The sequence below is a fragment of the Streptomyces sp. NPDC006739 genome, from assembly GCF_042869815.1.
GTDB lineage: Bacteria > Actinomycetota > Actinomycetes > Streptomycetales > Streptomycetaceae > Streptomyces.
Map to the genome: position 1 here is coordinate 170,413 of NZ_JBIAGM010000016.1, position 22,108 is coordinate 192,520.

Annotated in this window: 15 protein-coding genes and 1 pseudogene; 12 read left to right on the forward strand and 4 right to left on the reverse strand. The window is 72.8% G+C overall.

Going from position 1 to position 22,108, the window contains the following annotated elements:
• The first annotated feature begins 29 nt into the window (after positions 1–29).
• The 7 genes from alc (at position 30) to ACFYMM_RS29395 (ending at position 8,337) form a co-directional block, all read left to right on the forward strand.
• Positions 30–1,145 (forward strand): allantoicase, encoded by a 1,116-nt coding sequence (gene alc, locus ACFYMM_RS29365; RefSeq protein WP_388391723.1) that lies wholly within the window; start codon positions 30–32, stop codon positions 1,143–1,145.
• A gap of 79 nt (positions 1,146–1,224) precedes the next feature.
• On the forward strand, positions 1,225–2,040 hold the full coding sequence (locus tag ACFYMM_RS29370; RefSeq protein WP_388391725.1) for an AIM24 family protein: 816 nt from the start codon (positions 1,225–1,227) through the stop codon (positions 2,038–2,040).
• Between the two features lie 113 nt (positions 2,041–2,153).
• Positions 2,154–2,549: a ribonuclease gene (locus ACFYMM_RS29375; RefSeq protein ID WP_388391727.1), complete on the forward strand. Its 396-nt coding sequence runs from the start codon at positions 2,154–2,156 to the stop codon at positions 2,547–2,549.
• A gap of 219 nt (positions 2,550–2,768) precedes the next feature.
• The gene (locus tag ACFYMM_RS29380; protein ID WP_388391729.1) at positions 2,769–4,121 is read left to right on the forward strand and encodes a sensor histidine kinase; all 1,353 of its coding nucleotides are present in this window, start codon (positions 2,769–2,771) and stop codon (positions 4,119–4,121) included.
• A 199-nt stretch (positions 4,122–4,320) separates the two neighbouring features.
• Positions 4,321–6,342 carry a WD40 repeat domain-containing protein gene (locus tag ACFYMM_RS29385; RefSeq protein WP_388391731.1) on the forward strand — a complete coding sequence of 674 codons (2,022 nt, stop codon included), beginning with the start codon at positions 4,321–4,323 and terminating at the stop codon, positions 6,340–6,342.
• Positions 6,343–6,436: 94 nt separating this feature from the next.
• The gene (locus ACFYMM_RS29390; protein ID WP_388391733.1) at positions 6,437–7,135 is read left to right on the forward strand and encodes a response regulator; all 699 of its coding nucleotides are present in this window, start codon (positions 6,437–6,439) and stop codon (positions 7,133–7,135) included.
• A 17-nt stretch (positions 7,136–7,152) separates the two neighbouring features.
• On the forward strand, positions 7,153–8,337 hold the full coding sequence (locus ACFYMM_RS29395) for a cytochrome P450 (protein ID WP_388391735.1): 1,185 nt from the start codon (positions 7,153–7,155) through the stop codon (positions 8,335–8,337).
• A gap of 376 nt (positions 8,338–8,713) precedes the next feature.
• On the opposite strand, the gene ACFYMM_RS29400 is transcribed toward ACFYMM_RS29395, so the two are convergent.
• Entirely contained in the window at positions 8,714–9,733 is a 1,020-nt protein-coding gene (locus tag ACFYMM_RS29400) for a Gfo/Idh/MocA family oxidoreductase (RefSeq protein WP_388391737.1), read from the reverse strand.
• A gap of 129 nt (positions 9,734–9,862) precedes the next feature.
• Here ACFYMM_RS29400 and ACFYMM_RS29405 point away from each other — a divergent pair, with 129 nt between their 5' ends.
• The 5 genes from ACFYMM_RS29405 to ACFYMM_RS29425 all read left to right on the forward strand — a co-directional run bounded on the left by ACFYMM_RS29405 (position 9,863) and on the right by ACFYMM_RS29425 (position 17,550).
• Positions 9,863–10,600, forward strand: a complete 738-nt coding sequence (locus ACFYMM_RS29405) for a GntR family transcriptional regulator (protein WP_388391793.1) — start codon at positions 9,863–9,865, stop codon at positions 10,598–10,600.
• A gap of 164 nt (positions 10,601–10,764) precedes the next feature.
• The gene (locus ACFYMM_RS29410; protein WP_388391739.1) at positions 10,765–11,910 is read left to right on the forward strand and encodes an ROK family glucokinase; all 1,146 of its coding nucleotides are present in this window, start codon (positions 10,765–10,767) and stop codon (positions 11,908–11,910) included.
• Complete coding sequence (locus tag ACFYMM_RS29415) at positions 11,907–12,488, forward strand: sugar kinase (RefSeq protein WP_388391741.1); 582 nt, start codon at positions 11,907–11,909, stop codon at positions 12,486–12,488. Before ACFYMM_RS29410 ends, ACFYMM_RS29415 begins: the two co-directional genes overlap by 4 nt.
• A 107-nt stretch (positions 12,489–12,595) precedes the next feature.
• Complete coding sequence (locus tag ACFYMM_RS29420; RefSeq protein WP_388391743.1) at positions 12,596–15,466, forward strand: DEAD/DEAH box helicase; 2,871 nt, start codon at positions 12,596–12,598, stop codon at positions 15,464–15,466.
• Entirely contained in the window at positions 15,463–17,550 is a 2,088-nt protein-coding gene (locus ACFYMM_RS29425) for an SWIM zinc finger family protein (protein ID WP_388391745.1), read from the forward strand. Before ACFYMM_RS29420 ends, ACFYMM_RS29425 begins: the two co-directional genes overlap by 4 nt.
• Positions 17,551–17,595: 45 nt before the next feature.
• Here ACFYMM_RS29425 and ACFYMM_RS29430 read toward each other — a convergent pair.
• The 3 genes and pseudogenes from ACFYMM_RS29430 to ACFYMM_RS29440 all read right to left on the reverse strand — a co-directional run.
• Positions 17,596–17,811 (reverse strand): annotated as a pseudogene (locus ACFYMM_RS29430) (SMI1/KNR4 family protein); the annotation flags it as partial.
• A 191-nt stretch (positions 17,812–18,002) separates the two neighbouring features.
• Entirely contained in the window at positions 18,003–18,716 is a 714-nt protein-coding gene (locus tag ACFYMM_RS29435) for a GNAT family N-acetyltransferase (RefSeq protein ID WP_388391747.1), read from the reverse strand.
• A gap of 225 nt (positions 18,717–18,941) precedes the next feature.
• Positions 18,942–22,091: an RICIN domain-containing protein gene (locus ACFYMM_RS29440; RefSeq protein WP_388391749.1), complete on the reverse strand. Its 3,150-nt coding sequence runs from the start codon at positions 22,089–22,091 to the stop codon at positions 18,942–18,944.
• Positions 22,092–22,108: the final 17 nt, after the last annotated feature.

Here is a 22,108-nt window from a genome sequence, read left to right on the forward strand (position 1 = left end):
CCGGCTCCAGAAAGGACCCCCTGATCCCCGTGACGGCGATACCCAGCTTCACCGGCGACGCGAACCCCTACGGAGGCGGCGACCCGTACGCGGACTACCGCACCGCCGACTTCCCCTTCACCCAGTACGCCAACCTCGCCGACCGGCGGCTCGGCGCCGGTGTCATCGCCGCCAACGACGAGTTCTTCGCCGAGCGCGAGAACCTGCTGGTGCCCGAGCGGGCCGAGTTCGACCCCGAGCACTTCGGGCACAAGGGCAAGATCATGGACGGCTGGGAGACCCGCCGCCGCCGGGGCGCCTCCGCCGAGCACCCCTGGCCCACCGCCGAGGACCACGACTGGGCGCTGGTACGCCTGGGCGCGCCCGGCGTGATCCGGGGCATCGTCGTCGACACCGCCCACTTCCGCGGCAACTACCCGCAGGCGGTGTCCGTCGAGGGCGCCTCGGTGCCCGGCTCCCCGTCCCCGGCGGAACTGCTGGGCGACGACGTGAAGTGGACGACCCTCGTCCCGCGCACGCCCGTCGGCGGCCACGCGGCGAACGGCTTCGCCGTCCTGGTCGAGCAGCGCTTCACCCACCTGCGCGTCAACCAGCACCCCGACGGGGGCATCGCCCGTCTGCGGGTGTACGGCGAGGTCGTGCCGGACCCCGAGTGGCTGCGGACCCTGGGCACCTTCGACGTCGTCGCCCTGGAGAACGGCGGCCGGGTCGAGGACGCCTCCGACCGCTTCTACTCCCCGGCCACCAACACCATCCAGCCGGGCCGCTCCCGCAAGATGGACGACGGCTGGGAGACCCGCCGCCGCCGCGACCAGGGCAACGACTGGATCCGCTACCAGCTGGTCGCGCAGTCCGAGATCCGCGCGGTCGAGATCGACACCGCCTGTCTGAAGGGCAACAGCGCCGGCTGGGCGTCGGTCTCCGTCAAGGACGGTGAGAGCGGCGAGTGGCACGAGATCCTCCCGCGCACCCGTCTGCAGCCCGACACCAACCACCGTTTCGTCCTCGCGCGGCCGGCCGTCGCCACGCACGCGCGCGTGGACATCTTCCCGGACGGCGGCATCTCCCGCCTGCGGCTGTTCGGCCCGTTGACGGAGACGGGCGCGGCGCACCTGGCCGCCCGCCACCAGGAACTGGGCGGCTGAGGCAGTGGCTTTCCGCCGGACGGGCCGAATTCGGGCCGCCCGGCGGAACTCTTCGCGACCCCTCCCGCGTTCTCCCGGCGTGACACTTCAGCAAGAGATCGTCGGCAACGCCATGCAGATGGCGGTCGTCAACCTGCAGCCCGGCCAGACCGTCTACTGCGAGGCCGGCAAGTTCCTCTTCAAGACGACGAACGTGACCATGGAGACGCGCCTGTCCGGTCCGTCGAACGGCGACGGCCGGCAACAGGGCGGCTCCGGCGGCGGCATGGGCGGCATGCTGCGCCAGGCCATGGGCACCGCCATGCAGGTCGGCCAGCGCATGCTCGCCGGGGAGTCGATGGCGTTCCAGTACTTCAGCGCACAGGGCGGCGAGGGCACCGTCGGCTTCGCGGGCGTGCTCCCCGGCGAGATGCGCGCCCTGGAACTGAACGGCACGCGCGCGTGGTTCGCCGAGAAGGACGCCTTCGTGGCCGCCGAGTCCACCGTGGACTTCGGCATCGCCTTCCAGGGCGGCCGGACGGGGATGAGCGGCGGCGAGGGCTTCATCCTGGAGAAGTTCACCGGGCACGGCACGGTGATCATCGCGGGCGCCGGCAACTTCATCGACCTCAACCCGGCCGACTTCGGCGGCCGCATCGAGGTCGACACCGGCTGCGTGGTCGCCTTCGAGGAGGGCATCCAGTACGGCGTCCAGCGCATCGGAGGCCTCAACCGCCAGGGGATCATGAACGCCGTCTTCGGCGGCGAGGGCCTCTCCCTGGCCACCCTGGAGGGCAACGGCCGCGTCATCCTGCAGTCCCTCACCATCGAGAGCCTGGCCAACGCCCTGAAGAAGGCACAGGGCGGCGACAAACAGGGCCCGACCGGGGGGCTGTTCTCCACGAACGCGGGGTGACGCCGTGAGCCGCCGGACGGCAGGTTAACTTCCCGAAAACTCATCGGGCGTGACGGGAAAATCTTCAACTTTGTCATTGACATGCCATCGTCTACGCGCGTCATCATGAGCGCATGAGATTCCCCCCACGCGCCACTCGCATCGGCGCCGCAGCCGCCCTTGTGTCCGCCCTCCTCGTCGGCGGCGCCGTCTCCGCCACCACGGCGAACGCCGCCGCCTCGTCCGTCGGCAGCATCTGCCACAGCAGCCTGCCGTCGCAGGCCGACGACACGCTCGACCTGATCGCGCAGGGCGGTCCGTTCCCGTACTCGCAGGACGGCGTCGTCTTCTCCAACCGCGAAGGCGTTCTGCCCAGGCAGTCCTCGGGCTACTACCACGAGTACACGGTGATCACCCCGGGCTCCCCCACACGCGGTGCGCGGCGCATCGTCACCGGTGAGCAGACCCAGGAGGACTACTACACCTCGGACCACTACGCCACGTTCGACCTGATCGACTTCGGCTGCTGAACCGTCCGGCCCGACCGGTTCCAGCACGCCCGCTCCACGGCACACCTCTCGTCCCGCGGCATCCCCACGCATGGGCCGCGGGACGAGTCGTGTCCGCCCCCTGGCATCACACCTGAGTCGCCCCGCGACCGGACCCCCGCCACCTAAAGTCCACCGTGCCGCGACTTTGGTCGCCGCCCCATGCGCCGGGCGGTCCAACGGCACCCGCCCGGCCTAGATTTGTCGACCGTGAGCTATGACGAGCAGGCCCCCGCGCAGCATGCGTTCACGGGCCGCCGATGGCTGTTCCCGTCCGCGGTGATCCATGAGCTGGACCCCGCCGCCGGGCCCGCCGGGCGGCGCCCGCGCCGTACCGCGCGGGACTGGGCGGTGGACGCCAGCTGCTTCCTGCTGGCGCTCCTCGTCGGCTTCCTGGCCCTGCTGTCGCTGGGCCACGAGCGGGGCCTGTCGCCGGTCGTGGCCGCCCTCGACCCACCGATCGGCATGCTCGCCTGCGCGGGGATCTGGCTGCGCCGGCGGTGGCCCCTCGGCCTCGCCGTCGCGATGGTCCCGGTCGGCCTGGTGTCCAACACGGCGGGCGGCGCGGGCATGGTCGCCCTCTTCACGCTCGCCGTGCACCGGCCCTTCAAGGACGTGGCCTGGATCGGCGGCGTCAACCTCGCGCTGATCCCGCTCTTCTACTGGATGCGCCCGGATCCCGACCTGCCGTACGTGCCCACGGTGGTCCTCACCGCGCTGCTCACCGTGTCGGTCACCGGCTGGGGGCTGCTGGTCCGCGCCAAGCGCCAGCTGATGCTGAGCCTGCGGGACCGTGCCCGGCGGGCCGAGACGGAGGCGCGGCTGCGCGCCGAACAGGCCCAGCGGCTCGCCCGCGAGGCCATCGCCCGGGAGATGCACGACGTGCTCGCGCACCGGCTCACCCTGCTGAGCGTGCACGCGGGCGCCCTGGAGTTCCGGCCGGACGCGCCCCGCGAGGAGGTGGCGCGGGCGGCCGGGGTCATCCGGGAGAGCGCCCACGAAGCCCTCCAGGACCTGCGGGAGATCATCGGCGTACTGCGGGCGGACGAGCCGGACGAGGCGGGCCGGCCGCAGCCGACGCTGGTGGGACTGGGCGCCCTCGTCGACGAGTCCCGGGAGGCCGGCATGGACGTCACCCTCGACCACCGCGTCGCCGACCCCGCCGCCGTCCCCGCCTCCGTCGGCCGCACCGCCTACCGCATCGCCCAGGAGGCCCTCACCAACGCCCGCAAGCACGCCCCCGGCACGGAGGTCACCGTCCACGTCACGGGCAGCCCCGGCGACGGCCTGACGATCACCGTGCGCAACCCGCGCCCCGAAACCCCCGCCCGGCCCGTCCCCGGCTCCGGCCAGGGCCTCATCGGTCTGACGGAACGCGCGACCCTGACCGGCGGCCGACTGGAGCACGGCGCCACCGGGGGCGGCGGCTTCGAGGTACGGGCCTGGTTGCCCTGGGGCGGGGGCGGGGGCGGGGGCGGTGGCGGTGGAGAGGGCGGGGGCGAGGGGGCGGCCAATTCCCCGCTCGGTGGCGATCTCCCGTACCGGACTGCGTAATTCCACGGACGCGGGGCCGCGCCCTGCCCGGCGTACCGTTCGCCGGGAGGCGCACCCGGCCGAACCGTGGCCGCCCCCTGACCGACCCCTTGTCTTCCCGCGGATCGCCCCCGCTGATTGCGAGCCCCGTTCCATGATTCCGAAGTTGCCCTTGGACAGCGCCCGTTGGCATGACCTCGACGGCGTGACGGTGGGGGAGGTGAAGACACTCCTGGCGGAAATGACCTCGGCGGCCTGCGGGACCGGCGAGACCGGCGGGACGAGTGAGTCGAGTGGGACCGGCGAGGTCGACGCCGGATGGAGGCGGACCTGGGCGTCCGTCGCCGAGGGCCTGCTGGACGACGGAACCGTCGCCGACGGCGCCTATGCGGTCCTGCCGTACCTCGTCGAGGCGGCAGCGGCGTTGCCTCCGGGGCGGTCCGCGGACTTCTGGGTGGACCTGGGATTCATCGTGACCGCGGAGGACAGGCCCACCGTCCCGGCCGATCTGGAGGCCGGGTTCGGTGCCGCGCTCCGTCTGGCCGAGCGGGCGGCCGTACGCAGCCTCCTCGCCGCCGGCGCTCCCGCGAAGGTCTGCACCCACCTCGCGCTGTGCTGTGTCGCCTTCGCCGGTCACCACACCGCCGGAGCGCTGTGGGCTCTCCAGCCCGAGGAAAGCCACCTGCCGCTGTGCTGTCCAGGGTGCGAGGCCGACACCGAGATCCCCGAGTTCTTCGTGGACCCGGTACGGCCGCAGTCCGAGGCGCCGGAGCTGCCTGATCCCTCCCGGGTCCGTCAGGATGAGCACCCTTGGGGCGAGGTCGCCGCGGCCTTGCGGCGAGGGCCCATGCGGACAGGGGCGTTGGGGGAGGGGTGGGAGCCCTTCCTGAGGGTGGCGCACGAGGTCGCGGCGGCGGGAGTGCCGCCCGGGACACCGGGGCGGGCCGTTCTGTGCCTGGTCGCCGGCATGGTCGCGGCCAAGGGCACCCCGCAGGGGGCCGGAAGCGAACGGGCCCGCGAACTGATGTCGCTCACCGGACACTTCCGTTGCCCGCGCTGTGAGCGGACCTGGACGATCGCCGACGGCCTGACACAGGACCCGGACGGCGCGCGCCCGCAGAGCCATCTCACCCGGGCCTGGACGGTCGACGGCGGGCCGGACGCCGTGGAGGAGCCGGCGGCGGCCGGACGGACGGGCGGGGCGGCGCCCCGGCTCCGGCGCGACGGGAACGCCCTGCTCGCGGCCGACGGTACGTCCTGGGGCCGTGTCGCGGTGTTCGCCGACCCCGCGCCCGGTTCCCCCGGGGGCGTCGACTCACTGACGGTGGTGTCCCGGCCCGGCCGGCCGGCGCTCGTGGCCGGCGCCGGGGACAGCGGCCTGGTGGCCCTGTGGGATCCGGCCGACGGGCGACTTCACCGTCCCCCGCTGCCGGGACATCCTGACCGCGTCCGCTCGATGACCGCCCTGCCCCTGCCCGAAGGGAACGTCCTTCTGGCGACCGGAGGCGACAGCGGGACGATCGCCCTGTGGGATCCCGCCACCGGGCGGCCGGTCCGTGAACCGGCCGGCGACCGGCCCGGCGGGGTGACCGGGATGTGTGCCGCGACCGTGCCGGACGGCCGCGTCCTGCTCGTCACCGCCACCGCACGCGGCGCGGTCCGATTGCGTGATCCGGCCACCGGCGAGTCCGTCGGAAGCCTCAACCCCTACGGTTCCCCGATCCGGTCGATCGCCGCCGTGCCGATCTCCGCCGGCCACACGCTGATCGCCGCCGCGGCCACGGGCGGCGCGGTCCATGTGTGGGATCCGGCCGTCGACGACCCCTGGGAACGAGGCGCGGCCGTGCAGCTGGGCAAACATGCGCTCGTCGACGCCGACCACCGCGCGGCGGCCGTGGCGGCCGTGCCCACCCGCGACCGTACCCTGCTGGCCACGGCCGACGACCGTGGCGTGGTCATGCTGTGGGACCTGGCGACCGGTGCCCCGGTCGGGGACCGTCTGCCCTCCTCCACGGGCACCGCCGGCCTTCCGGTCATGACCGCCACCACCCTGCACGGCGGGCGAACGGTCCTGGTCACCGGCCGTAAACAGGGGAGCGACCTGCGGGTATGGGAACCGGAGACCGGCACGGTGCGGCACCTCGTCCTGGATGTGGCGCTCACCTGTCTGGCCGCCGCTGGTCCCGACCTGATCGTCGGACACGACCGCGGGGTCCTCAAGATCCAGCTGACCGGGCTGTGAACCGTTCCGGCGCGGTCGGTGAACCGTTCCGGCGCGGTCGGCGGGCCGGAACCCGGTCTGGACTTCGGGCCGGGGAGCACGTCAACTGAGGGTCATGACCACGATCAGAGTCCTCCTCGTCGACGACGACCCCCTCGTACGAGCCGGACTGTCCCTCATGCTGGGCGGCGCCGGGGACATCGAGATCGTCGGGGAGGCCGCCGACGGGACCGAGGTCGAGGGACTCGTGGAGCGGACGCGGCCCGACGTCGTGCTCATGGACATCCGGATGCCGTCGGTGGACGGACTCGCGGCCACCGAGCGGCTGCGCGGGCGCGCGGAAGCGCCGCAGGTCGTCGTCCTGACCACCTTCCACGCCGACGAGCAGGTACTGCGCGCCCTGCGCGCGGGCGCCGCAGGCTTCGTCCTCAAGGACACGCCGCCCGCCGAGATCGTCGCCGCCGTGCGCCGGGTCGCCGCCGGCGAACCCGTCCTGTCGCCCGCCGTCACCCGGCAGTTGATGCGGCACGCGGCCGGCACCGGCAACGGCACGGGAGCCGCGGCCGACGTACGGCGCACCCGCGCGCGCGAACGGCTCGCCGCGCTCAACGACCGCGAGAGCGAGATCGCCGTCGCCGTCGGCCGCGGACTCCCCAACGCCCAGATCGCCGCCGAACTCTTCCTGAGCGTCGCCACCGTCAAGACGCACGTCTCCCGCATCCTCGCCAAGCTGGACCTCAACAACCGGGTACAGATCGCCCTGTTGGCCTACGACGCGGGTCTCCTCGAAGATGGGACCGGGGACAGGCACTAGCGCGAGGGCGGCAGAGCATGGAGCGAGTGATCGACCTGGGAGAGTCCGGGCAGGACTTCGTCAGCGACCCGCACACGGTGTACGCGCGCCTGCGCGAGCTGGGCCCGGTGCACCGGGTCCGGCTGCCCACCGTCGACCAGCCGCACGAGACCTGGCTCGTGGTGGGGTACGAGGAGGCCCGCGCCGCCCTCGCCGACCCCAGGCTGGCCAAGGACACCACCAAGGTCGGTTTCCGCTTCCTCGACGAGGAGCTGATCGGCAAGCACCTGCTGCTCGCCGACCCGCCGCAGCACACCCGTCTGCGCGGCCTCATCACGCGCGCGTTCACCATGCGCCGGGTGGAGGAACTGCGCCCCAGAATCCAGCAGATCACCGACGAGCTGCTCGACGAGATGCTCCCGCGCGGCAGCGCCGACCTCATCGACGCCCTCGCCTACCCGCTGCCGATCACCGTGATCTGTGAGCTGCTCGGCGTCCCCGAGATGGACCGGACACAGTTCCGCAAGCTGTCCACCGAGGCCGTCGCCCCGACCAGCATCGACGCCGAGAACGACGCCTTCGTCGCGCTCCGCGACTACCTGACCGAGCTGATCGAGGACAAGCGCAGCGCCGGCCCCGGCGGCGACCTGCTCAGCGACCTGATCCGGACGACCACCGAGGACGGCGACCGGCTCTCCGCGCGCGAACTGCGCGGTATGGCCTTCCTGCTGCTGATCGCCGGCCACGAGACCACCGTCAACCTCATCGGCAACGCCGTCCTCAGCCTGCTCACCCACCCCGGCCAACTGGCCGCCCTGCGAGCCGACATGAGCCTCCTCGACGGCGCGGTGGAGGAGACGCTGCGCTACGAGGGGCCGGTGAAGAACGCGACCTACCGGTACGCCGCCGAGCCCCTGGAGATCGCCGGCGTCACCATCGCCGAGGGGGAGGCGGTGATGATCGGCCTCACCGCAGCCCAGCGCGACGGCGCCCGGTACGCCGACCCCGACCGCTTCGACATCCGCCGCGACACCCGGGGGCACCTCGCCTTCGGCCACGGCGTCCACTACTGCCTGGGCGCACCCCTGGCCCGTATGGAGGGCCGCATCGCCATCGGCTCCCTCCTGGAACGGGCCCCCGGCCTGGCCCTGGCCGGCCCGCCCGGCGCCTGGCTCCCGGGCATGCTGATGCGAGGGGTGCGCAGCCTGCCGGTCCGCTGGTAGCCCCGCCCCCACCCTGGTAGGCCCCGCCCCCCACCGAAGAACGCGGGCCCCGGGACCCGGCCCGTCGAAGAACCCGGCCCCGGCCCGTCGAAATCCGGGACCCCACCCGTCGAGGAGCCCGGCGCCCCAGCCCGCCGAGAGACCCGGGGCTCAGCCCGCTGAGGACCAGTCCCGGCCCCGGCCCGTCGAAGAACCCGGCCCCGGCCCGTCGAAATCCGGGACCCCACCCGTCGAGAAGCCCGGCGCCCCAGCCCGCCGAGAGATCCGGGGCTCAGCCCGCTGAGGACCAGTCCCGGCCGCAGCCCGTCGAAGAACCCAGGACCCGGGACCCGGCCCGTCGAGGAACCCGGCCCCGGCCCGCCCGGGGATCAGGGGCTCACCCCCCGGGCCGCAGGCGGTCCGGGATCTCCGTCAGCCGGACCGGCCGGTGCTCGCGGCGGGACGCCTCGCACGCCTCCGCGATGCGCAGCGCGTGCAGTGCCTCCCGGCCGTCGCACGGATTGGGCCGCTCCCCGCGCACCACCTCCACGAAGGCACACAGCTCGGCCTCGTAGGCGGGCCCGAACCGCTCCAGGAAGCCCGTCCACGGCTTGTCCGCAGGCGGCGGCCCGCTCGGCTCGGTCGAGGCGACCGGCGTACGGTCGTCCAGGCCCACCACGACCGTGTCCGACTCCCCGGCCAGTTCCATCCGGACGTCGTACCCGGCACCGTTCAGCCGGCTCGCCGTGGCCGTGGCCAGCGTGCCGTCGTCCAGCGTCAGCACCGCCGCGCCCGTGTCCACGTCCCCGGCCTCCCGGAACATCGCGGGCCCCGCGTCCGAGCCGGTGGCGTACACCTCGACGACCTCACGGCCCGTCACCCAGCGCAGGACGTCGAAGTCGTGGATCAGCGTGTCCCGGAACAGCCCGCCCGACAGCGGCAGCCACTCCGGCGGGGGAGGGGACTGGTCGCAGGTGGTCGCCCGCACAGTGTGCAGCCGGCCCAGCCGCCCCGAACGGACCGCGTCCCGCGCGCCCGCGTAGCCCACGTCGAACCGCCGCTGGAACCCCATCTGCAGCACCGTGCCTGCGGTCTCCACCTCGGCGAGCGCCTGCAACGTGCCCGGCAGGTCCAGGGCGATCGGCTTCTCGCAGAAGACCGGCAGACCCGAGCGCGCTGCCCGACCGATCAGTTCGGCGTGCGCCGACGTCGCCGTGGTGATGACCACCGCGTCCACGCCCCACCGGAAGATCTCGTCCATGCCCGGAGCCGCCGTCTCCCCGAGCCGGTGCGCCAGCTCCTGGGCCCGCGCGGGCTCCGCGTCCGTGAGGATCAGGGACCCGACCTCACGATGACGGCTGAGCGTGTTCGCATGAATGGTGCCGATGCGGCCCGTACCGATGACCCCGATGCGCATGGAAACAAAGTGAGGGCCCACCCCGTACGCTGTCAATGCGTATGTCCGGACAATCGAACTACACAACTTCCCGTCAACCATTCACGGGGCTACGCTCGGCCCGTGCCGAAACCAGATGTGGACCCGACCGTGTCACTCGACCTCAGTGTGGACCGAAGCTCGCCGGTGCCCTTGTACTTCCAGCTCTCCCAGCAGCTGGAGGCGGCCATCGAGCACGGCAGCCTCACCCCCGGCAGCCTGCTGGGCAACGAGATCGAGCTGGCCGCACGGCTGGGCCTGTCCCGGCCCACGGTCCGCCAGGCCATCCAGTCCCTCGTCGACAAGGGCCTGCTCGTCCGCCGCCGGGGCGTGGGCACGCAGGTCGTGCACAGCCAGGTCAAGCGCCCCCTGGAGCTGAGCAGTCTCTACGACGACCTGGAAGCGGCCGGCCAGCGCCCCGCGACCAAGGTCCTGGTCAACGCCGTGGTGCCCGCCTCCGCCGAGGTCGCCGCCGCGCTGGCCGTGGCCGAGGGCGGCGACGTCCACCGCGTGGAGCGGCTGCGCCTCGCGCACGGCGAGCCGATGGCGTACCTGGTCAACTACCTGCCGCCCGGTCTGCTCGACCTGGACACCGCCCAACTGGAGGCCACCGGCCTGTACCGGCTGATGCGCTCGGCCGGGATCACCCTGCACAGCGCCCGCCAGTCCATCGGCGCCCGAGCCGCCACCTCGGCCGAGGCCGAGCGGCTCGCCGAGACGGAGGGCGCCCCCCTGCTCACCATGCAGCGCACCACCTTCGACGACACCGGCCGCGCGGTGGAGTTCGGCGACCACACCTACCGGCCGACCCGCTACTCCTTCGAGTTCCAGCTGCTCGTACGGTCCTGAGCGGCCGGCGACCCCGGCGACCCCGGTGATCCCGGCGGCCCCGAGACGCCCGAGGGGAGCCGCCCGTCATTTGTCCGCACGTCCGGACAACGCGGCAACGAGCGGAGAGCCGCTCCGCCGCCCTGTACCGCGCCCGCTCCCCCGGTGAGGCAGAATCGAGGCCGATGAGCACCTACCGCGACCTCACCGCCCCCATCGGCTCCCGCCGGGCCCCCGTGCTGCGCACCGTCGGAACCCGTGAGCGCCGGTCCCACCTGACCGCCCCCCGCGTGCCCACGGTCGGCATCGACATCGGCGGCACCAAGGTGATGGCGGGCGTCGTGGACGCCGACGGCAACATCCTGGAGAAGCTCCGCGCCGAGACCCCGGACAAGTCGAAGAGCCCGAAGGTCGTCGAGGACACCATCGTCGAGCTGGTCCTGGACCTGTCCGACCGGCACGACGTGCACGCGGTCGGCATCGGCGCGGCCGGCTGGGTCGACGCCGACCGCAACCGCGTGCTGTTCGCCCCCCACCTGTCCTGGCGCAACGAGCCGCTGCGCGACCGGCTCTCCGGCCGCCTCTCCGTGCCCGTCCTGGTGGACAACGACGCCAACACCGCCGCCTGGGCGGAGTGGCGCTTCGGCGCCGGCCGCGGCGAGGACCACCTGGTCATGATCACGCTGGGCACCGGCATCGGCGGCGCCATCCTGGAGGACGGCCAGGTCAAGCGAGGCAAGTACGGCGTGGCGGGTGAGTTCGGTCATATGCAGGTCGTCCCCGGCGGCCACCGCTGCCCGTGCGGCAACCGCGGCTGCTGGGAGCAGTACAGCTCCGGCAACGCGCTGGTCCGCGAGGCGCGCGAGCTGGCCGCCGCCGACTCCCCGGTGGCCTACGGGATCATCGAGCACGTCAAGGGCAGCATCGGCGACATCACCGGGCCGATGATCACCGAGCTGGCCCGCGAGGGTGACGCCATGTGCATCGAGCTGCTCCAGGACATCGGCCAGTGGCTCGGCGTCGGCATCGCCAACCTGGCCGCCGCCCTCGACCCCTCCTGCTTCGTCATCGGCGGTGGCGTCTCGGCCGCCGACGACCTGCTGATCGGCCCCGCCCGGGACGCCTTCAAGCGCCACCTCACCGGCCGCGGCTACCGCCCCGAGGCCCGCATCACCCGCGCCCAGCTCGGCCCCGAGGCCGGTATGGTCGGCGCCGCCGACCTGGCCCGCCTGGTCGCGCGCCGGTTCCGGCGGGCCAAGCGGCGCCGGGTGGAGCGCTACGAGCGCTACGAGCGGTACACCCAGGGCCGCCGCGCCCAGGACACCGCGTGACCGCGGCGCTGCCCCGGCAGGCCGCACCCCACGGCGAACCGGGCCGGCCGCCCGAGGACGCCCGCCACAAGGCCCGCCGCCGCGCGCTCACCCTGCTGATCATCGGGCTGCTCATCGGCGTCCCGGCGGGCTACCTGGTGATCTCCGCCAACCAGAGCCGCAACAGCGGCAAGGACAAGGAGGCGAAGTACTCGGCCACCGGTCTCACCACGGGCTGGCCGTCCAAGGTGCAGCGCCGCCTCTACCGGGTGAACATCCCGCACCCGGCCGACCACGTCGCCTACTACGAGACCAACAACTGGAAGAGCAGCCGTCTCTACGTCCAGTTCCGCACCAACAGCGCCGGGCTGGACACCTTCCTGGAGACCCTGGACGCCACCCGCGACGACCTGAAGAAGAACGACGTCGCCATCGGCGCCCGCGACCAGAAGGTCAGCGGCTGGCACTTCACCGGGCCCGGCCCGTGGTCCGGGATGACCCACGAGCAGAAGAACCCGGCGCCCACCCAGGACGTGATCGTGAACCTGTCCGATCCGAACCTCCCGATGGTGTACGTCGTCTCCCGCACGGTCCCCTGACGGGCCGCACCCGGCGGCACCGCCGGCCGTCGGAGCCGATTGTCAGACCCCGCCCGTAGAGTCGAAGACGAATGATCCGGCGAGCGGGGCGGGAGGTGGCAGGACGTATGGACGGCACGGCCGCGGTGGCCGAGCGCACGAAGGGCTCCCCGGAGCACGGGGAGCAGTCGGTACCGGTGCGTCTCGCTGCCCTCTACCTGCCCGCGCCCCTCCCGCGCGAGGGCCGCGTCGCCTTCTGGGACCCCGACGGGGCCGCGCTGCCCGACGGCGCGGCCGGGCCGGGAGGCGCGGGGCGCCACGAGGAGCTGACCGTCGTACGGCGCCATGGTGCGGGCGTGCGCCGCAGGCGGGTGCCCGCCCTGACCCTGCCGCTGGAGGCGGCGCTGCCGCTGCTGGTCCGGGCCCGGCGCGATCCGGCCGCCCACCCGGCCACGGCATGCTGGGGCGCCGCCGCCCTGCACGCGCTGCGGCTGGCCGCCCGTGGCCGCCTGCTGCCCGGCCTGACCCCGTCCGGACACGACGCCTGGCGGGCCGGCCCGCTGGAACCAGCCGACATCGCCCATCTGCGCGCGGTGGCGGCGGCCCTTCCCCCCGAGGGCCACGCCGTACCGCTGCCGGGCCCCGGCGCGCTGCGGCTGCCCCAGCCGGAGGCCCTGGTCCGCGCCTTCCTGGACGCGGTCGCCGACACCCTGCCCCGCACCCCGGCCGCGCCCCACACCTCCGGCAGGCCCTTCGCGGCCCGTCGACCCCAGTACCTGCCCGACGCCCACGAGTGGGCCGCCGAGGTCGCCGCCGGCATGGACGCGGGCGTGCGGATCTCGCTCCGCCTCGACCTGTCCGCGTACGACCTCTTCGACGCCGGCGCAGGCCTGGACCGGGCGCGTGGCGCCGGCGCGGCGATCGTCCAGGTGCACAGCCTCGCCGACCCCACCCTGGTGGCTGACGCGGCGGCCCTTTGGGCGGGCGACGCCGACGCGGCGTTCGGCCCCCGCGCGCGCGTGGACGCCGCCCTGGCCGTCCGGCGCGCGGCCCGGGTGTGGCCGCCCCTGGACCGGCTCGCCGAGCAGGACGTGCCGGACGTCCTCGCCCTGTCCGAGGAGGAGCTGGGCGAGCTGCTGGGAGTGGCGGCCACCCGGCTCGCGGCGGCCGGGGTCGCCGTGCACTGGCCCCGGGACCTGGCCCAGGACCTCACCGCGAGCGCGGTGGTACGGCCCGCGCCCGGCTCGGCGACCGACGGCACGGGCTTCTTCGAGAGCGAGGAACTGCTGCGGTTCCGCTGGCAGCTGGCGCTCGGCGGGGACCCGCTGAGCGAGGCCGAGATGGACGCCCTCGCCGAGGCGCACCGGCCGGTCGTCCGGCTGCGCGACCGCTGGGTCCTCGTCGACCCTGCCCTGGTCCGCAAGGCCCGCAACCGCGAACTGGGCCTGCTCGACCCGGTCGACGCGCTGTCCGTTGCGCTCGCCGGCACAGCGGAGGTCGACGGTGAGACGGTCGAGGCGGTGCCGGCCGGGGCGCTGGCCGCCCTGCGGGACCGGCTGACGGCCGGCCTGCGACCCGCCGAACCCCCACCGGGCCTGAAGGCGACCCTGCGCGACTACCAACTGCGGGGCCTGGCCTGGCTCGACCTGATGACCTCCCTCGGCCTGGGCGGTTGCCTCGCCGACGACATGGGCCTCGGCAAGACCGTCACCGTCATCGCCCTGCACCTGGCGCGGGCCCGCACCGAGCCGACCCTGGTGGTCTGCCCCGCCTCCCTGCTCGGCAACTGGCAGCGGGAGATCGCCCGGTTCGCGCCCGGCGTGCCCGTGCGCCGCTTCCACGGCCCCGACCGCACCCTTGACGCCCTGGACGGCGGCTTCGTGCTCACCACGTACGGCACGATGCGCTCCGCGGCCCCGCACCTGGCCGAGCAGCCCTGGGGCATGGTCGTCGCCGACGAGGCGCAGCACGTCAAGAACCCGTACTCCGCCACCGCCAAGGCACTGCGCACCATCCCGTCCCCCGCGCGCGTGGCCCTCACCGGAACGCCCGTGGAGAACAACCTCTCCGAGCTGTGGGCCCTGCTCGACTGGACGACACCGGGACTCCTCGGCCCACTGAAGTCCTTCCGCGCCCGGCACGCCCGAGCGGTGGAGAACGGCGAGGACGCGGAGGCCGCCGCCCGCCTCTCCCGGCTCGTCCGCCCGTTCCTCCTGCGCCGCAAGAAGTCCGACCCCGGCATCGTCCCCGAACTGCCGCCCAAGACCGAGACGGACCATCCCGTTCCGCTCACCCGGGAACAGGCCGCGCTGTACGAGGCGGTGGTGCGCGAGTCGATGCTGGCCATCGAGACCGCTGAGGGGATCGCCCGCCGGGGCCTGGTCCTCAAGCTGCTCGGCGCGCTCAAACAGATCTGCGACCACCCCGCGCTGTACCTGAAGGAGGACGCGCACGCCGACCGGCTGTCCGCCCGGTCCGGCAAACTCGCGCTGCTCGACGAGCTGTTGGACACGGTGCTGTCCGAGGACGGCTCGGCGCTGGTGTTCACCCAGTACGTCGGCATGGCCCGCCTCATCACCGCCCACCTGACCTCCCGGGCGGTCCCCGTCGAACTGCTGCACGGTGGCACCCCGGTACCCGAACGCGAGCACATGGTGGACCGCTTCCAGGGTGGTACGACCCCGGTGCTGGTGCTGTCGTTGAAGGCCGCCGGCACGGGCCTGAACCTCACCCGCGCGGGCCATGTCGTCCACTTCGACCGCTGGTGGAACCCGGCCGTCGAGGAGCAGGCCACCGACCGCGCCTACCGCATCGGGCAGACCCAGCCCGTCCAGGTGCACCGCCTGGTCACCGAGGGCACGATCGAGGACCGTATCGCCGAGATGCTGGAGGCCAAGCGCGCCCTCGCCGACGCCATCCTCGGCTCCGGCGAGTCGGCCCTCACCGAACTGACCGACCGTGAACTGTCCGATCTGGTCTCGCTGCGCAGGACGTCATGACGGCGGGGGAAGAGCGTCCCGGCGACGCCGCCCGACGGGCGCTGCGGGAAGCGCGCGGGCGGGCGAGCGGGGCGGGGGCGGAGCCCGCCGGAGAGGGGCCCGAACACGGGGCCGAGCCTCCGGCGGAGCCGCCTCCCACCGACGGACCTCGCCCGGGCGACGCCGCCCGGGCGGCCCTCCGCTCGACCGCGTCGGCCCGCCGGAGCGAGAACGGCGGCGACGCCCCCGCGACGGGCGACCCCGGCCGGCCCGGGGACGTCGCCCGGGAGGCCCTGCGGGCCGCCCGTCGGGGGACGCGGCGGACCGACGCGCCGGGGCCGGACGCCCCACCGCCGTCCCGTAGTTCCGGTGGTGACGAGGCCCGCGCTGCCCGCGTCCGGGCCGCCCGGGACATGCGGCAGTTCCTCGCGGACGCGTTCCGGATGCCGCCGACGCCGACGAAGGACCCCGACCCGCAACCAGAGCGACCCACCTCGAACCCTCACGGTGCCACCCAGCCGGACCACCCCGCGAAGGGTGCCGACGCCGGCACCGGGGCAGGCTCCGAGGCTGGGGCCACAGTGGAGGCCGGGGCCGGGGCCGGGGCCGGAACCGGCACGGAGGCCAGGACCAGGGCCGGGAGGGAGGCGGGTACCGGGTCCGGGACAGAGACGGGGACCGGGGCCGGGACTGAGACCGAAACCAGGAGCTGGACGAGGACCGAGACCGGGACCAGGGACGGGACGACGACGGAAACCGGAGCCGGGACGAGGACGGAGGTCGGGGGCGGGACGAGGACGGAGGTCGGGAGCGCGGGCCCGCTGGTTCCCGTCACCATGGCCAGTCCCCAGCGCGACAGCGACCTTCGGCGTACCTTTGCCGCCTTTCCGGGCCGGGCCTTCGGCGAGGGGCCGGCGTTCGCCGAGAGCTGGTGGGGCAATGCCTGGGTCGGCGCGTTGGAGCAAGGTGCGCTGGACGTCAAGCGGCTGGCGCGGGGGCGGGGGTATGCCGAGCAGGGCAACGTGGACGCGATCACCGTGACGCCGGGACTCGTGCTGGCGTACGTGCGCGGCAGCCGCCCCCGGGCCTACCGCGTGCAGGTGCGGCTGCGGACCCTGGAGGACGCCGACTGGGAGCGGTTCCTGGACGCCGCCGCCGACCGGCCGGGCCACATCGCCGCGCTGCTCGACAAGGAGCTGCCCCAGTCCCTCGCCGACTGCGGAGTCCCTCTGCTGCCCGGCCCCGGCGACCTCGCCCCCCGGTGCAGCTGTCCCGACTCCGGGCACCCGTGCAAGCACGCCGCCGCCCTCTGCTACCAGACGGCACGCCTCCTCGACGCCGACCCGTTCGTACTGCTCCTGCTGCGCGGTCGCGGCGAGCGCGAACTGCTCGACGCGCTGTCCCGCCGCAGCGCCGCCCGCGCGGCCCGTGCCGCCCGGGAACGGCAGTCGGAGGCCCTGCCCGGCGTACGGGCCGCCGAAGCCCTCGCCCCACGCCGGCTCCCGCCCCTGCCACCGCCGCTGCCGATGCCCCCGCACCCCGAGCAGCCGCCGGTGTACCCGGCGGCACCCGGCGGTCCCGACCCCTTCGCGCTGGACCAGCTGGCCACGGACGCCGCCGCCCGCGCCCACGCGCTGCTGGCCACCGGACGCGACCCCGTCGGTGAACTGACACTGTGGCAGGACGCCGTACGCCTCGCCGCGGCCCGCCCAGGGTCCGGCCTGACCGCCGCCACCCGCGCGCTCTACGCCACCCTCGCCGCCGCCACCGGCCGCACCCCGGCCGACCTGGCGCGCGCGGTCGCCGCCTGGCGCCAGGGCGGCCTCGCGGGGCTCTCCGTCCTCGAAGAGCCCTGGGACCCGCCGGCCGGCCGATTCGACCGCGCCCGGCCCCTCCTCCTCGCCGCCGACCTCCCGGCCTTCCGCCCCTGGCGCAACCACCTCACCCATCCCCTCGGCCACATCCAGCTCCGCCTGGGCCGCGACGGCCTGTGGTACGCCTACGAGTCCGAGCCGGGACGAGACGACTGGTGGCCGCGCGGCACCCCCGACCTGGACCCGGTGGGCGCGCTCACCGAACTGGGCACCCCCGACGAGAGCCCCTGAGCCCAGGGACGCTCCGGCCGCCCGTCACACCCCACCCGTGCGCCCTCACCCGTCCGCCGGGCGCACCGGTGACGTCTCCACGCGGATCACCATGTAGGTCTCGCCCTCCCTCGGCGGCCGCGTCCAGGAACGGGTGGTGAAGGTGTGCAGCCGCCCGTTCACGAGGGCATGACGCGGCAAGGACGCACCGAACTCCCCGGCCACCGCTTCCAGCAGCGACCGCTCCACCTCGGCCCCGTCCCCCGGGGCGCCGAAGAACCGGGAACCCCAGCCAGCGGGTCTGCCGCGCGGCCTCGTCGTCCTCGCCCCGCGACTCGCCGTCCGGCAGCGAATCCGCCCACTCCCCGCTCCATCTCAGCAGGAAGGAACGCCAGTTGAACGCCGTGGTGTCCGTCATACGCCCGATGCTGCCACCTGCCACTGCCATCGAGAGGGGCAGCGGGTCCCGTCGGTCAGCCGGCCGTGCGTATGGCGGACAGGGACCGCCCCTGCCGGCCGGCCGCGTCGAAGTTGCCGGGCGAGAGCCACTCCCGGAGCGCCTTTCCGACCTGCGGCCACTCGGAGTCGGTGACGGAGTACCAGGCGGTGTCCCGGCTGCGGCCCTTGTACACCACGGCCTGCCGGAAGATCCCCTCGAAGGTGAAGCCAAGCCGCAGCGCCGCCTTCCGCGAGGGCGCGTTGAGGCTGTCGCACTTCCATTCGTAGCGCCGGTAGCCGAGCTGGCCGAAGACGTAGGACATCAGCAGGAACTGTGCCTCCGTCGACGCCGGAGTCCGCTGGAGCAGCGGCGAGAACGCCACGCTCCCCACCTCGACGACGCCGTTGGACGGGTCCTGGCGCATCAGGGAGAGCGTGCCCACCGCCTTGCCGGTGCCGAGGTCGACGACCGCGTAGTGCAGCGGGTCGTCCGCCCGCGTCACCGTCTCCACGTACTCGCGGTAGTCGTCGCGGCGGTCGAACGGGCCGACCGTCATGTACGTCCAGTCCCTGCCGTCCGGCGCGAGGGCGTAGGCGGAGTACAGGTCGTCGGTGTGGCGGTCCGCGTCCAGGGGTTCCACCCGGCAGAGGCGGCCTTCGAGGGTGACCCGCGCGGGCGCCGGACGGGGCGTCCAGCCGGGCAGCGGTTCGCCGATGGACTGGCCGTATGCGTTCAGACGTGCGGACATGTTCTTCTCCCGGTGCGTGGCGGTCCCCGCCAGCCTAGGCGGCAGCTTGATCCGGAACTCAGCGGACTGACGCCGGAAGCGGCCGCGGCCGTCTGAAGGGCACCTGGGCGGACCTGGTGCGGCGGGTGACGAGGCCGACGAACACTGAACCGGCCCCGTCCATGCGCACGGTCCGCTGTGTGTCAGGGCACAGCGGGCCGTGGTCGTCGCCGACGGGCAGACCCTTCAGTCGACGTTCACGATCTTCCACAGCTGGCTGTCGGCGTTCGTGTCCGTCGTCTGGACCAGCTGCGTGCCTCCGGAGGACACGTCGAGCAGCTTGCTGCTGTTCACATTCTTGATCTTGTAGTAGCCGTTTCCGGTGGCGACCAGTGTCCAGCGCTGGTCCGCGACGTTGTTGTCGGACGACTGGACGATGTTCGCGCCGTCCGTGGTGGCGGCATTGACGACGTCCATGAGCAGGTCGCTGTTCCGGCTGGCGATCTTGTAGCTGCCGTCACCCACCGGGACGAAGCGCCAGTTCTGGTTCAGGGCTCCGGTGTCGCTCCACTGGATGACGTCGGCCCCGGCGGACTTCGATCCGCCCGAGACGTCGACCGTCTTGGAACTGCCCCTGTTGACGATCTTGTAGTTGGCGTTCGTCGCGGGGAATCCGATGGAGGCGAACGCGTCCAGTGCGCAGACGGTGCCGGACGAGGCGGTGTTCTTCGTGCCGGTGCACACCACCCTGATCGTGTGGGGGCCCGCCGCGAGGTCCGTCTTCTCGAACAGCGGCACCTGCTTCGTCACCGTCGAGGCATAGGCGTCGATGCCCGCCTGGGCGAGGGTGCCGTCGAGGTAGACGGCCACCTTGCCCATGTTCGGCTGCGTCATGCCGAGGTACCGGACGCCCGAACCGGTGAACGAGAACTCGGCGTAGTTGCCCGCGGTGCTGGTGAACTTCTCCGACCCGTTCATGTCCTTCGTGTCGTTCCAGTTCGACCAGGTGCCGGAGTAGGTCACGCCGGCCGCCTTGTCGTCGACGTGGTTCCAGCGCTGCCGCACGAGCGCCTTCGACGCGGCGGACGCGTTGCCCTGGGCATCCACGACGTAGAGGCGGTAGTCACCCGCCGTCTGCGGGACGTTGATGGTCGTCGAGGTGCCGCTCGCGCTGGTCATGGTGGGACCGGCGGCGAACGTCGTCGTACCGGAGGGAGCCAGCCAGAGTGCCTTGGTCGAGTCTCCCGGGCTTCGCACCGGAATGGTCACGTCACCCTTGCCGGTGAAGACGCCGGCGGGCAGCGCGTAGTCCTGCGGGGTCGTGTTGCCGGCCGGGACGATGTCCCTGTAGGCCGCTTCCAGGCCCGCGTTCACGGCGATGCCGTACGCCTGCGACGGCCACACGTTGTCCGAGTACACGCGCACGTTGTCGATGGTGCTGTTCGGGACGCTGTTGTCGAAGATCGTGTTGCGGGGGCCGTAGTTGTCGGTGACGGTCAGGTGGTTCTGCCGGCCCCAGGTGCCGGTGTTCATGACCCACATGACGTTCGGGTCCACGTCGAGGACGTTGTCGTGCTCGTTGATGTAGGCGGAGCCTTCGTCGGGGTGGATTCCGTACCTCTTGCCGGCCGGCTCACCCTGGATGAAGTTGTTGCTGATCTCGGTGCCCGGCTGGCTGCCCAGCGTGTAGATGGGAGCGGAGTCCTGGAGCACCTGCATGGTGTTGAGGAGCTCGTTGTACTTGACGGTGTTGTTCTTCGCCGTCGTGGTCGGGGTCCCGGGATAGATGGACCCTGACGTACCGTCGAAGTTGTCCCATCCCCAGCCGAGCGTGATGCCCGCCCACGGGGACTTCTCGATCCGGTTGTGCTCCAGGTCCAGGGTGTCGGCGAAGTACGCCGACACAGGGCTGGAACCCTGGAACAGGACCGCGCTGTCGTAGAGGTAGTTGTCCGTGACGGTGATGTTCTTGCAGACGCCCTCGACGTTCACCGGGTACTTCTCGTGGGGGGCGCCCGGGTCGGGGTCCGCGGCGCCGATGTACACGTGCTGGGGGTGTCCCACGGTGATGGCGGATCCGGCGATGTCATTGGTGAAGTCGCCGGTCAACTGCGAGTTCGACACGTCGTTGGCCAGGGTGATTCCGTCGGCGCCGGTGTGCTGCACCGTGTTGCGCTGCAGGGCGATCCCGTCGGCGCTCTCGATCTGGATGGCCGCCGGCGGCAGGTCGACGTTCCGGTACGAGTAGCTGTGGAAGTTCTTCGTCGTGTACACGTTCGTGCTGGCGTTGCCCTGCTGGCCCTGCCGGAAGAAGGAGTTCCCCACCTGGACCAGGTTCCAGTCGGAGTGCTCGACCGTGAGACCGGAGAGGGTGATGTTCTTCGCGTGGCCGGTCGTGGACGTGCCGGCGATCTTGATGATGGTGGACACGTTGTTCGGCGCGAAGACCTGCGCCGTCGTCATGTCGTCGGAGCCGGACTTGTAGTAGTACAGCGTGTGGGTGGACTTGTCGAAGTAGAACTCGCCCGGCTGGTCCAGGAACTCGTACGCGTTCATGAACGTCTGGGTGCCGGTGGCCTGGAAGTTGCCGTTGAACGCGGCCTGGGCTATCGCCGCGCCCGGCTCCTGGAGCGTGGCCACGCGGTTGGCGCCGTCCGAGCTCGTGGTGACCTGGCTGACACCCACGATCGCCGTGGTCCAGGTCGTCGCCGTCCTGATCTCGACGTCATCCTGGTTGGACGCGATGGCGGGCAGGTCGGAGAGGCTGTACTTGATCTGGTCGCAGGTCGTCTTCGGCCCGTCCCAGGCCCAGGAAGGCTGGGGGCTCGGGAAGTTGTAGTTCGCGTGGCATCCGGCCGAGTTGATCGTCTTCGAGGCCATCCGGGCGCGCTTGCCGTTGACGTAGAGCGCGCGGAGCTTGTCGGCGCGGTCGAGAGTGGCCTTCCAGATGTTCCCGCTCTGCTGTGTCCAGCCGGTCACCTGAACGCCTCCGTCCAGGACCGGCTTCTCGCCCGGGTAGGCGGCGTAGACGACATGGTGCCCGTTCGTGCCGGAGTCGGCCGAGGCGAAGTCGATGGTGCTGCTCACCGGATAGGTGCCGCCCCGGAGATAGACGTCGATGTCTCCGGTCATGTTGCTGTTGACCGTGCGCACGACGTCCCGGGCGTGCTGCAGGGTCTTGAACGGCGCCGTGATCGTGCCGGCGTTGGAGTCGTCACCGTTCGGGGCGACGTAGTACGTCGCCTGGGTGGCGGCCGAGGCCGGGGTCGGCGTGGTGAGGGAGGTCAGCAGGGCGGCGGAGAGAGCCGTCGCGAGTGCCGCCGGCAGGAGACGGCGGAGGGAGGCGGCCGCATGTCTGCCCCTCCTGGTGGTTCTGATGGTCGGACTGGCGTACATGGGGCGGCTCCACGGGG

Bases quoted from the DNA above. Each gene is read 5' to 3' on its own strand.
- ACFYMM_RS29420 (WP_388391743.1), top strand. From the start codon at position 12,596: ATGGACGGCACGGCCGCGGTGGCCGAGCGCACGAAGGGCTCCCCGGAG.
- ACFYMM_RS29390 (WP_388391733.1), top strand. From the start codon at position 6,437: ATGACCACGATCAGAGTCCTCCTCGTCGACGACGACCCCCTCGTACGA.
- ACFYMM_RS29435 (WP_388391747.1), bottom strand. From the start codon at position 18,716: ATGTCCGCACGTCTGAACGCATACGGCCAGTCCATCGGCGAACCGCTG.
- ACFYMM_RS29400 (WP_388391737.1), bottom strand. From the start codon at position 9,733: ATGCGCATCGGGGTCATCGGTACGGGCCGCATCGGCACCATTCATGCG.
- ACFYMM_RS29440 (WP_388391749.1), bottom strand. From the start codon at position 22,091: ATGTACGCCAGTCCGACCATCAGAACCACCAGGAGGGGCAGACATGCG.
- ACFYMM_RS29410 (WP_388391739.1), top strand. From the start codon at position 10,765: ATGAGCACCTACCGCGACCTCACCGCCCCCATCGGCTCCCGCCGGGCC.
- ACFYMM_RS29395 (WP_388391735.1), top strand. From the start codon at position 7,153: ATGGAGCGAGTGATCGACCTGGGAGAGTCCGGGCAGGACTTCGTCAGC.
- ACFYMM_RS29375 (WP_388391727.1), top strand. From the start codon at position 2,154: ATGAGATTCCCCCCACGCGCCACTCGCATCGGCGCCGCAGCCGCCCTT.
- ACFYMM_RS29425 (WP_388391745.1), top strand. From the start codon at position 15,463: ATGACGGCGGGGGAAGAGCGTCCCGGCGACGCCGCCCGACGGGCGCTG.